The organism is Streptomyces sp. NPDC088197, assembly GCF_044741185.1.
Lineage (GTDB): Bacteria > Actinomycetota > Actinomycetes > Streptomycetales > Streptomycetaceae > Actinacidiphila.
On the sequence record NZ_JBIUSD010000007.1, the window covers coordinates 195,438 to 206,722 of the forward strand.

At 67.6% G+C, this 11,285-nt stretch carries 7 protein-coding genes; 6 read left to right on the forward strand and 1 reads right to left on the reverse strand.

The genetic code is table 11. The features are described 5' to 3' along the window. Positions 1–96: 96 nt before the first annotated feature. From ACIOC1_RS19145 to tuf, 6 genes are all read left to right on the forward strand, one after another. Entirely contained in the window at positions 97–3,996 is a 3,900-nt protein-coding gene (locus ACIOC1_RS19145; RefSeq protein ID WP_355340247.1) for a DNA-directed RNA polymerase subunit beta', read from the forward strand. A 72-nt stretch (positions 3,997–4,068) separates the two neighbouring features. Further along, positions 4,069–4,533 carry a DUF1707 and DUF4190 domain-containing protein gene (locus tag ACIOC1_RS19150; protein ID WP_366823801.1) on the forward strand — a complete coding sequence of 155 codons (465 nt, stop codon included), beginning with the start codon at positions 4,069–4,071 and terminating at the stop codon, positions 4,531–4,533. Between the two features lie 250 nt (positions 4,534–4,783). Then, positions 4,784–5,155: a 30S ribosomal protein S12 gene (gene rpsL, locus ACIOC1_RS19155; protein WP_014144289.1), complete on the forward strand. Its 372-nt coding sequence runs from the start codon at positions 4,784–4,786 to the stop codon at positions 5,153–5,155. A 2-nt stretch (positions 5,156–5,157) separates the two neighbouring features. Next, the gene (gene rpsG, locus ACIOC1_RS19160; RefSeq protein ID WP_093713199.1) at positions 5,158–5,628 is read left to right on the forward strand and encodes a 30S ribosomal protein S7; all 471 of its coding nucleotides are present in this window, start codon (positions 5,158–5,160) and stop codon (positions 5,626–5,628) included. 38 nt (positions 5,629–5,666) lie between these two features. After that, a complete protein-coding gene (fusA, locus tag ACIOC1_RS19165; RefSeq protein ID WP_355340239.1) occupies positions 5,667–7,796 on the forward strand; it encodes an elongation factor G in 2,130 nt (709 codons plus the stop codon). 184 nt (positions 7,797–7,980) lie between these two features. Then, positions 7,981–9,174: an elongation factor Tu gene (tuf, locus tag ACIOC1_RS19170; RefSeq protein WP_355340236.1), complete on the forward strand. Its 1,194-nt coding sequence runs from the start codon at positions 7,981–7,983 to the stop codon at positions 9,172–9,174. Between the two features lie 92 nt (positions 9,175–9,266). On the opposite strand, the gene ACIOC1_RS19175 is transcribed toward tuf, so the two are convergent. Further along, a complete protein-coding gene (locus ACIOC1_RS19175; protein WP_401855523.1) occupies positions 9,267–11,129 on the reverse strand; it encodes a PIG-L family deacetylase in 1,863 nt (620 codons plus the stop codon). Between the last annotated feature and the right edge of the window lie 156 nt (positions 11,130–11,285).

Here is an 11,285-nt window from a genome sequence, read left to right on the forward strand (position 1 = left end):
GGGCGGCCTCTCCCAGGACCGTTCAGACCATGTTTGACAATCGACCCCGACCGCGTTTTTTGGTCGGGTGGAACCCGAAGGCGGGATTGACGACAAGTGCTCGACGTCAACTTCTTCGACGAGCTGCGGATCGGCCTTGCCACCGCGGACGACATTCGTACCTGGTCGCACGGCGAAGTGAAGAAGCCGGAGACCATCAACTACCGCACGCTCAAGCCGGAAAAGGACGGGCTCTTCTGCGAGAAGATCTTCGGCCCGACCCGGGACTGGGAGTGCTACTGCGGGAAGTACAAGCGGGTCCGCTTCAAGGGCATCATCTGTGAGCGCTGCGGCGTCGAGGTCACTCGCGCCAAGGTGCGTCGTGAGCGGATGGGCCACATCGAGCTGGCCGCGCCCGTCACGCACATCTGGTACTTCAAGGGCGTTCCGTCGCGCCTCGGCTACCTGCTCGACCTCGCCCCGAAGGACCTGGAGAAGGTCATCTACTTCGCGGCGTACATGATCACGTGGGTGGACGACGAGCGCCGCACGCGCGACCTGCCGTCGCTGGAGGCCCAGGTCTCCGTCGAGCGCCAGCAGGTCGAGCAGCGCCGTGACTCCGACGTCGAGGGCCGGCAGAAGAAGCTGGAAGCCGACCTGGCCGAGCTGGAGAACGAAGGCGCCAAGGCCGACGTCCGCCGCAAGGTCCGCGAAGGCGCCGAGCGCGAGATGAAGCAGCTCCGCGACCGTGCGCAGCGCGAGATCGACCGGCTCGACGAGGTGTGGGCCCGCTTCAAGAACCTCAAGGTCCAGGACCTGGAGGGCGACGAGCTGCTCTACCGCGAGCTGCGCGACCGCTTCGGTACGTACTTCCAGGGTTCGATGGGTGCCGCGGCGCTGCAAAAGCGCCTGGAGTCCTTCGACCTGGAGGAGGAGGCCGAGCGCCTCCGCGAGATCATCCGTACCGGCAAGGGCCAGAAGAAGACCCGGGCGCTCAAGCGCCTCAAGGTCGTCTCCGCCTTCCTCCAGACCACCAACAAGCCCAACGGCATGGTGCTGGACTGCGTCCCGGTGATCCCGCCGGACCTGCGTCCGATGGTGCAGCTCGACGGTGGCCGCTTCGCGACCTCCGACCTCAACGACCTGTACCGCCGTGTCATCAACCGCAACAACCGCCTGAAGCGGCTTCTCGACCTCGGCGCCCCCGAGATCATCGTGAACAACGAGAAGCGCATGCTCCAGGAGGCCGTCGACGCGCTCTTCGACAACGGCCGTCGCGGCCGCCCGGTCACGGGCCCCGGCAACCGTCCGCTGAAGTCGCTGTCCGACATGCTCAAGGGCAAGCAGGGCCGCTTCCGGCAGAACCTGCTCGGCAAGCGCGTCGACTACTCCGCCCGTTCGGTGATCGTCGTCGGCCCGCAGCTCAAGCTGCACCAGTGCGGCCTGCCCAAGGCCATGGCGCTGGAGCTCTTCAAGCCGTTCGTGATGAAGCGCCTGGTGGACCTGAACCACGCGCAGAACATCAAGTCGGCCAAGCGCATGGTCGAGCGCGGCCGTACGGTCGTGTACGACGTGCTCGAAGAGGTCATCGCCGAGCACCCGGTGCTGCTCAACCGCGCACCGACCCTGCACCGTCTGGGCATCCAGGCCTTCGAGCCGCAGCTCGTCGAGGGCAAGGCCATCCAGATCCACCCGCTGGTCTGCACCGCGTTCAACGCGGACTTCGACGGCGACCAGATGGCCGTGCACCTCCCGCTGTCCGCGGAGGCGCAGGCCGAGGCCCGCATCCTGATGCTGTCCTCGAACAACATCCTCAAGCCGGCCGACGGCCGTCCGGTCACCATGCCGACCCAGGACATGGTGCTCGGTCTGTTCTTCCTGACCACGGACTCCGAGGAGCGCGAGGTCATCGGGGAGAACCGGGCGTTCGGTTCGACCGCCGAGGCGATCATGGCGTTCGACGGCCGTGAGCTGTCGATGCAGGCGCCGGTCGACATCCGCTTCCCGGTGGGCACCGTCCCGCCGCGCGGCTGGGTGCCGCCGGAGCCCACCGAGGGCGAGGAGCCGTACCAGCTCGGCGACACGTTCCGGCTGCGGACGACCCTGGGCCGCGCGCTCTTCAACGAGCTGCTGCCCGAGGACTACCCGTTCGTGGACTACGCGGTCGGCAAGAAGCAGCTCTCCGAGATCGTCAACGACCTCGCCGAGCGCTACCCCAAGGTCATCGTGGCGGCGACGCTCGACAACCTGAAGGCGGCGGGCTTCCACTGGGCGACCCGTTCCGGTGTCACCGTGTCCGTCACGGACATCGTGGTGCCCGAGGCCAAGAAGGCGATCATCGCCTCCTACGAGGCCCAGGACGAGAAGGTCCAGAAGCAGTACGAGCGCGGTCTGATCACCAAGGACGAGCGCACTCAGGAGCTCATCGCGATCTGGACCAAGGCGACCAACGAGGTCGCCGTGGCGATGAACGCGAACTTCCCGAAGACCAACCCCATCTTCATGATGGTGGACTCCGGGGCCCGCGGAAACATGATGCAGATGCGTCAGATCGCGGGTATGCGTGGCCTGGTGTCGAACGCCAAGAACGAGACGATCGCCCGTCCGATCAAGGCGTCCTTCCGCGAGGGCCTGTCCGTGCTGGAGTACTTCATCTCCACCCACGGTGCCCGTAAGGGTCTGGCCGACACCGCGCTGCGTACCGCCGACTCGGGTTACCTGACCCGTCGTCTGGTGGACGTCTCGCAGGACGTGATCATCCGCGAGGAGGACTGCGGCACCGAGCGCGGTCTGAAGCTGCGGATCGCCGAGCGCGGCGCGGACGGTTCGCTGCGCAAGACGGACGACGTCGAGACCAGCGTGTACGCCCGCATGCTCGCCGAGGACGTCGTGGTGGACGGCAAGGTCATCGCGCCCGCCAACGTCGACCTCGGTGACGTGCTGATCGACCAGCTCGTGCGGCACGGTGTCGAGGAGGTCAAGACCCGCTCGATCCTCACCTGCGAGTCGACCGTCGGCACCTGCGCGTACTGCTACGGCCGTTCGCTGGCCACCGGCAAGCTCGTCGACATCGGCGAGGCCGTCGGTATCATCGCGGCCCAGTCGATCGGTGAGCCCGGCACCCAGCTCACGATGCGTACCTTCCACACCGGTGGTGTGGCCGGTGACGACATCACGCAGGGTCTGCCGCGTGTCGTCGAGCTGTTCGAGGCCCGTGTCCCGAAGGGTGTCGCCCCGATCTCCGAGGCGTCCGGCCGGGTGCGGATCGAGGAGACCGAGAAGACGAAGAAGCTCGTCGTCACCCCGGACGACGGTGCCGAGGAGATCGCCTACCCGATCTCCAAGCGCGCCAAGCTCCTGGTGGGCGAGGGCGACCACGTCGAGGTCGGCCAGAAGCTGACCTTCGGTGCCACCAACCCGCACGACGTGCTGCGCATTCTGGGCCAGCGCCAGGTGCAGATCCACCTGGTGCAGGAAGTCCAGAAGGTCTACAACTCGCAGGGCGTGTCGATCCACGACAAGCACATCGAGATCATCATCCGGCAGATGCTGCGCCGGGTGACGATCATCGAGTCCGGCGACGCGGAGCTGCTGCCCGGCGAGCTGGTCGAGCGCGGCCGGTTCGAGACCGAGAACCGGCGTGTGGTCTCCGAGGGCGGTCACCCGGCCTCGGGTCGTCCGCAGCTCATGGGTATCACCAAGGCCTCGCTGGCCACGGAGTCCTGGCTGTCGGCCGCCTCCTTCCAGGAGACGACCCGGGTGCTGACCGACGCGGCGATCCACGCCAAGTCGGACTCGCTGCTGGGCCTGAAGGAGAACGTCATCATCGGCAAGCTGATCCCGGCCGGTACGGGCCTCGCCCGCTACCGCAACATCCGGGTGGAGCCGACCGAGGAGGCCAAGGCCGCGATGTACTCGGCCGTCGGCTACGACGACATCGACTACAGCCCGTTCGGCACCGGCTCCGGCCAGGCCGTTCCGCTGGAGGACTACGACTACGGCCCGTACAACGGCTGAGTTTCGTCCCGTTGCTGTCACACAGGGCGGCCATCCCTCTCGGGGATGGCCGCTCTGCGGCATTATGGATACATGCTTGCCGGGGATGCGGACAGAGAGCGCGCGGTGAACGTGCTGAACGAGGCGTTCACCGAGGGGCGGTTGAAGCAGGAAGAGTACGAGGACCGGTTGGGGCGTGCCTACGCGGCGCGTACGTACGGGGACTTGGACCGGCTGACAGCGGACATTCCGCGGCCGTCCTCGCCGTATCCGGTGCCTCCGACGTTCGGGGCGCCGCAGCCGTTCCGGTACGCGCCGCCGGTGGCGCCCGTGCCGAAGACGAACGGGGCGGCGATCGGGGCACTGGTGTGCTCATTGGTCGGGTCGCCGATCTTCGGGATGGCGTCGATCGGCGCCGTCGTGCTCGGGCACACCGCGAAGCGGCAGATCCGCGAGCGCGGTGAGCAGGGTGACGGGATGGCGACCGCCGGGTTGGTGATCGGTTATCTCGGGCTGGCTTTCTGGGCGCTGATCTGGGTGGTGGCAATCTTCGAGTAGTCACCGGCCTGCGCGTTTGCATTTGTTTTGACCGCAGCCGATGCGGTAGGTACGCTCTGACCTTGTGCCTGGGGTGTGCCCGGGTCCTCGCGCGTGCCATGCGACCGCGAGAGGGCACCGAGGCCGCGTCACCCGACATACGCACTTCTCCGTTGGTTCGGATTCGTGTGGGGTCCGCGACACACCCGACCGCGTGGGTCGGTCCCCAGGTTAGATTTATCGAGATCGGCACACAGAAACCGGAGAAACGGTGCCTACGATCCAGCAGTTGGTCCGAAAGGGCCGGCAGGACAAGGTCGAGAAGAACAAGACGCCCGCGCTGAAGGGTTCCCCGCAGCGTCGTGGCGTTTGCACGCGTGTGTACACGACCACCCCGAAGAAGCCGAACTCGGCGCTGCGCAAGGTCGCGCGCGTACGGCTGACCAGCGGTATCGAGGTCACGGCTTACATCCCGGGTGAGGGCCACAACCTCCAGGAGCACTCGATCGTGCTCGTGCGCGGCGGTCGTGTGAAGGACCTTCCGGGTGTTCGTTACAAGATCATCCGCGGTTCCCTCGACACGCAGGGCGTCAAGAACCGTAAGCAGGCTCGTAGCCGCTACGGCGCCAAGAAGGAGAAGTAAGCATGCCTCGTAAGGGCCCCGCCCCGAAGCGCCCGGTCATCATCGACCCGGTTTACGGCTCCCCGCTGGTGACGTCGCTCGTCAACAAGATCCTCCTGCACGGCAAGCGCTCCACCGCTGAGCGCATCGTGTACGGCGCCCTTGAGGGCCTTCGTGAGAAGTCGGGCAACGACCCGGTCATCACGCTGAAGCGCGCGCTGGAGAACATCAAGCCGACCCTTGAGGTCAAGTCCCGCCGCGTCGGCGGTGCGACCTACCAGGTGCCGGTCGAGGTCCGTCCGGGCCGTCAGAACACGCTGGCGCTCCGCTGGCTCGTCGGTTACTCCCGCGCCCGTCGCGAGAAGACGATGACCGAGCGTCTGATGAACGAGATCCTCGACGCCAGCAATGGCCTGGGTGCTTCCGTGAAGCGCCGCGAGGACACGCACAAGATGGCCGAGTCCAACAAGGCCTTCGCGCACTACCGCTGGTAGTCACCACCCACATCGAAACCGAGAGAAGACTGAGCCACATGGCCACCACTTCGCTTGACCTGGCCAGGGTCCGCAACATCGGGATCATGGCCCACATCGACGCGGGCAAGACGACGACCACCGAGCGGATCCTGTTCTACACCGGTGTTTCCTACAAGATCGGTGAAGTCCACGACGGCGCAGCCACCATGGACTGGATGGAGCAGGAGCAGGAGCGCGGCATCACGATCACGTCGGCCGCGACGACCTGTCACTGGCCGCTCGATGATGTCGACCACACCATCAACATCATCGACACCCCCGGTCACGTCGACTTCACCGTCGAGGTGGAGCGTTCGCTCCGCGTCCTCGACGGCGCCGTCACGGTGTTCGACGGTGTCGCCGGTGTGGAGCCGCAGTCCGAGACGGTGTGGCGTCAGGCCGACCGTTACGGCGTGCCCCGCATCTGCTTCGTCAACAAGCTCGACCGCACCGGCGCGGAGTTCCACCGCTGCGTCGACATGATCGTGGACCGCCTCGGCGCGGTGCCGCTGGTCATGCAGCTCCCGATCGGCGCGGAAGCCGACTTCAAGGGCGTGGTCGACCTCGTCCAGATGAAGGCGCTGGTCTGGTCCGCGGAAGCGACCAAGGGCGAGATGTACGACACCGTCGACATCCCGGACACCCACGTCGAAGCGGCCGACGAGTGGCGCGGCAAGTTGCTCGAGGCCGTCGCCGAGCACGACGACGCCATGATGGAGCTGTACCTGGAGGGCCAGGAGCCCGACCAGGACCAGTTGATCGCGGCCATCCGCCGGATCACCCTGGCCTCCAAGGGGACCAAGGACTCCGTCACCGTCACCCCCGTGTTCTGCGGCACCGCGTTCAAGAACAAGGGCGTTCAGCCCCTGCTCGACGCGGTCGTGCGCTACCTCCCGTCGCCGCTGGACGTCGAGGCCATCGAGGGCCACGCCGTCGGCAACGCCGACGAGATCATCAAGCGCCGGCCGTCCGACGAGGAGCCGTTCTCCGGCCTCGCGTTCAAGATCATGAGCGACCCGCACCTGGGCAAGCTCACCTTCGTCCGGGTCTACTCGGGCCGCCTGAACGCGGGTTCGGCTGTGCTGAACTCCGTCAAGGGCAAGAAGGAGCGCATCGGCAAGATCTACCGCATGCACGCGAACAAGCGTGAGGAGATCGAGTCGGTGGGCGCGGGCGACATCATCGCCGTCATGGGCCTGAAGCAGACCACCACCGGTGAGACGCTGTGCGACGACAAGAGCCCGGTGATCCTGGAGTCCATGGACTTCCCGGCGCCGGTGATCCAGGTCGCGATCGAGCCCAAGTCCAAGGGTGACCAGGAGAAGCTGGGTGTCGCCATCCAGCGGCTCTCGGAGGAGGACCCCTCCTTCCAGGTCCACTCGGACGAGGAGACCGGCCAGACCATCATCGGCGGTATGGGCGAACTGCACCTCGAGGTGCTGGTCGACCGTATGCGGCGCGAGTTCAAGGTCGAGGCCAACGTCGGCAAGCCGCAGGTCGCGTACCGCGAGACCATCCGCAAGACGGTCGAGCGCATTGACTACACCCACAAGAAGCAGACCGGTGGTACCGGTCAGTTCGCGAAGGTGCAGATCATGCTGGAGCCGCTGGAAGGCGGCGACGCGACCTACGAGTTCGTCAACAAGGTCACCGGTGGCCGCATCCCCCGCGAGTACATCCCGTCGGTGGACGCCGGTGCGCAGGAGGCCATGAAGTTCGGCATCCTGGCCGGCTACGAGATGGTGGGCGTCCGCGTCACCCTGATCGACGGCGGCTACCACGAGGTCGACTCCTCCGAACTGGCATTCAAGATCGCCGGTTCGCAGGCGTTCAAGGAGGGTGCCCGCAAGGCGAGCCCCGTGCTCCTCGAACCGATGATGGCCGTCGAGGTCACCACGCCCGAGGACTACATGGGCGATGTCATCGGCGACCTCAACTCCCGCCGTGGCCAGATCCAGGCCATGGAGGAGCGCAGCGGCGCCCGTGTCGTCAAGGGCCTGGTTCCGCTGTCGGAGATGTTCGGCTACGTCGGTGACCTGCGGTCCAAGACCTCGGGCCGGGCCAGCTACTCCATGCAGTTCGACTCCTACGCCGAGGTTCCGCGGAACGTCGCCGAGGAGATCATCGCGAAGGCCAAGGGCGAGTAACGCCTGAAATCCTCAGCGCGTTTCACCCTTTAGGCTTGACAGCAGGCTTCGGGGCAATCCGCCGCAAACCGGAAGGTGTGTACCGGACGGTGCGCGGCGGGTGCCCCGGCAGTCCGCATTCCAGCAAAGATCACCTGGCGCCGATGAAGCAAGGCGTACAGATCCACTCCCCAGGAGGACCCCAGTGGCGAAGGCGAAGTTCGAGCGGACTAAGCCGCACGTCAACATCGGCACCATCGGTCACATCGACCACGGTAAGACGACCCTTACCGCGGCGATCACCAAGGTGCTGCACGACGCGTACCCGAACCTGAACGAGGCCTCGGCCTTCGACCAGATCGACAAGGCTCCTGAGGAGCGCCAGCGCGGTATCACCATCTCGATCGCGCACGTCGAGTACCAGACCGAGTCGCGTCACTACGCGCACGTCGACTGCCCCGGTCACGCGGACTACATCAAGAACATGATCACCGGTGCGGCGCAGATGGACGGCGCCATCCTGGTGGTCGCCGCGACCGACGGCCCGATGCCGCAGACCAAGGAGCACGTGCTCCTGGCCCGCCAGGTCGGCGTGCCGTACATCGTCGTCGCCCTGAACAAGGCCGACATGGTGGACGACGAGGAGATCCTGGAGCTCGTCGAGCTCGAGGTCCGTGAGCTGCTCTCCGAGTACGAGTTCCCGGGCGACGACCTGCCGGTCGTGCGCGTCTCCGCGCTCAAGGCGCTTGAGGGCGACAAGGAGTGGGGCGAGAAGCTCCTCGGCCTCATGGAGGCCGTGGACACCGCGATCCCGACCCCCGAGCGTGACGTCGACAAGCCGTTCCTGATGCCGATCGAGGACGTCTTCACGATCACCGGTCGTGGCACCGTCGTCACCGGCCGCATCGAGCGTGGTGTGCTGAAGGTCAACGAGACCGTTGACATCATCGGCATCAAGCAGGACAAGACCACCACCACGGTCACCGGCATCGAGATGTTCCGCAAGCTGCTCGACGAGGGCCAGGCCGGTGAGAACGTCGGTCTGCTCCTCCGTGGCATCAAGCGCGAGGATGTCGAGCGCGGCCAGGTCATCATCAAGCCCGGTTCGGTCACCCCGCACACCGAGTTCGAGGCCCAGGCCTACATCCTGTCGAAGGACGAGGGTGGCCGTCACACCCCCTTCTTCAACAACTACCGTCCGCAGTTCTACTTCCGCACCACGGACGTGACCGGCGTCGTGACCCTCCCCGAGGGCACCGAGATGGTCATGCCGGGCGACAACACGGCCATGAGCGTCCAGCTCATCCAGCCGATCGCCATGGAAGAGGGCCTGAAGTTCGCCATCCGTGAGGGTGGGCGCACGGTGGGTGCCGGTCAGGTCACGAAGATCAACAAGTAGTGGCTTGCGGCTCGCTCTGAGCCAACGAGGGTGCCCCGGATCGCTTCCCGCGATCCGGGGCACCTTTGCGTTGCGCCCCGTCAGACGCGGCCCTAGAGGCCGAGGGACTGGTGGAAGACGCGGGGGGTGGCGGGGAGGGTGTAGCGGAGTGACAGGGGGCCGGAGGGGGTGAGGGCGGCGGAGGGGAGGCCGCCGGGGGCGGGGAGGGCCGGGAGGGGGGTGTAGGCGACGGCGCCGCCCGGCTTGGACTGGGCCCAGTGGTGGACGGTGGTGTGGCCGGAGGCGAAGACGTGGATACGGCCACGGCGGTCGGTGACGACGGCCAGCCCGTCCTGGACCTCGGCGCCGCCGAGATCGCGCCAGGGGCTCCAGACGCCGGCGGTCAGCACCCGGGTGCTGACCCCCTTGGCCGCGTTGCGCGCGAAGAGGTGCACGCTGCCGTCAGGGGCCGCGACGGCGACCGGCGCACCGGTCCTGCGCGTACGGTCCGGGTGCGTCTCGGGACTGCCGAGCGAGGACCAGCCCCCGTCGCGCCACATCACGATGTCGCGGGTGTTCGGCCCGCCGTGCCCCTCCAGGACGGCGAAGCGCAGCGCGAACAGCAGGGTGCCGCCGTCGCGGGTCCGTACACAGGACAGCGCCGGGGCCAGCGTCCCGCCGCCGAGATCCTGGGGCGGCCCCCAGACCCCGCTGCCCGGCCGGGTCTCCTCGCGCCGCACCGCCCGCGTACCGAGCACTTCGTACGCGGCCCCGCCGACCACGATCCGGCGCGCCCCCGGATAGCGGCGGTGCGTCGAGCGGATCCACCCCTTGGGGTTGGCCAGCGGCTCGTTCTCGCCCTGGCCGTAGTCACCGCAGCCGCCCGGATTCCCGCAGCGCCACGCCTGGTTGCCGCCGTACTGGAAGAGGAAGCGCGCCTTGAGCGCCACGGTCGCGGGCGGCAGGTTGTACGGCCAGTGGTGGTTGTAGTAGCCGCGGTACGCGGTGGTGCTGAAGGCGGGCACCGCCCGGCCGGGGCCGTTCGCCGACTCCGACACCCACTGCGCCATCGCCTTCCAGGTGAACAGCGCCGTCGCGGTGTGGTCCCGGTGGTCGGAGAAGCCGGGCTGCTCACTGGCGGCCGGATGCCGCTTGTCGTGCACCTGGATGTCGGGGTCCGGGTCGAGCGTCCTGATCTCCGTCGGGCGGAAACGTTCCATCAGCCCGGCCAGGACGTCCACCAGCTTCTGGTGGGTGTACGTGCCGCGGCCGTTGGCGGGCGCGGGCGCGTTCTGCGCCACCACGTACGACAGTACGGTGCCCGGCACCTCCCACATCATCGGCAGGCTCGCGCTGGAGCTCAGCTCGTGCATCGACACCTGGAGGAACACCAGGCGCGCGTGCATCGCGCCGTGCCGCAGCTCGTCCACCTCCGCGTGCAGACCGCCGCCGACGTCGATCACGTCGGTGGTCCACCGGGTGAAGTGCGGCAGCCCCAGCATCGTCGCGTACGCCTGCCGCAGGCCCTGGTGGCGGGAGGAGGAGTACGCGGCCTGGTCCCTGCGGTGGCGCCTGCGCGGGCCGAACGGTTCGTGGTTGACGCCTGTCGACTCGCCCGCCGTCACGTACACCGACACCACGGGCGTGCCCGCCTGGAGCGAGTGCAGCGTGTCCGGGTTCATGAAGAACAGGTCGTCGTCCGGGTGCGCCATCACCTGGAGCACCAGCGGGTCGCCCTGCGGGCGGTACGGCTGCGTCGCCAGCGGGTCCGCCGGGGCCGGGAGCCGGCGCGGGGCGGTGTCCTGGGCCTGGGAGGTGCAGCCGCTCAGGGCCGCTGCCGCGGCCGTCGCTCCCGCCGTCGCCACCGCTGCCGTCAGCAGGGAGCGGCGGGAGGGGTGGTCTGGGCTGTGGTGGTCCTTCACGCCCGCTAAGAGCCGCTTCGCGGCGATCAGGTTGCCTCCCTCCTCCGCCGACACCTTGCGCAGGACGGCGCCCCGTCAGGGGCGCGGGCAACCCCCACCGGCCGGTGGTCCGGGGACAACCGGATTGCCCCGCTGGGGCGGGTGGTGAGGTGCGGGAGCGTCGTGGCTGGTGGCGCAGTTCCCCGCGCCCCTTAAAGGATCGGCTCGCCG